This is a genomic window from Vibrio sp. 378 (genome assembly GCF_033339435.1).
In genome coordinates, this window is sequence record NZ_JAWOUO010000538.1 from 1 (window position 1) to 708 (window position 708).

Here is a 708-nt window from a genome sequence, read left to right on the forward strand (position 1 = left end):
TTCCTTTTAAATAGAATGACTTCCCGAGCAAATGCTCAATGGGATAATTGTTGTTATTGTGAGCCTGAGTTCTTAAAGAATCATTAGGCAGGAAAAACACAAGGAGGGGATTGCTTTGGTGCGATATGCTGGTAAACCAATCTGCCGCATTGAGCAAAATGGTAGGGCGTGAGCGCGTGTTTAACGCGGCGTAACCACTGAATGGTGGCAAGATAAAGCCAAACCGCGACAAGCAAGAAAAATTGCACGGCTTGCAGCAGTGGACATTCAAACTGGAAACCATCGTGTAGCTTCAAGTTATCAATAAATTCGGAAGAAGGTTGAGCGTTTGCAGCGATGAGTGTATTGATGTCGACCCACTTAAAACCTTCAGCGGTACAGAGCAACACCTTTTCATTCTGAACTTTGTTAAGCCAGCTTTTATTGTGCACTTGCGTGGGATTGAGCGCCGCAGTGGAGGCCAAATACAGCTGAAACAGTACCGCGAAAATAACCGCAATAGCGGCGACGCGTTGTTTCCTAGGTTGTATTTGAGTGGTTTCCATACGATTTGGTATCTGGCTGATTCGGCGCAGGATACTAACAAATAACCTTAAAAATGTAACTGCAAGATTTCCAAAAAGTGATGCAAGTGTATTTTATTTGTGTGCATTACCCACCGCGCGAAAATGTGCAAAAGGAAAAAACAGGTGAGTCGTGAACCCAAGG

Annotated in this window: 1 protein-coding gene; it reads right to left on the minus strand. The window is 44.2% G+C overall.

Translation table 11 applies throughout. The features are described from left to right. Positions 1-83: 83 nt before the first annotated feature. Entirely contained in the window at positions 84-545 is a 462-nt protein-coding gene (locus tag R7Q48_RS27400) for a hypothetical protein (protein ID WP_203496381.1), read from the minus strand. Positions 546-708: the final 163 nt, after the last annotated feature.

Bases quoted from the DNA above. Each gene is read 5' to 3' on its own strand.
- R7Q48_RS27400 (WP_203496381.1), bottom strand. From the start codon at position 545: ATGGAAACCACTCAAATACAACCTAGGAAACAACGCGTCGCCGCTATT.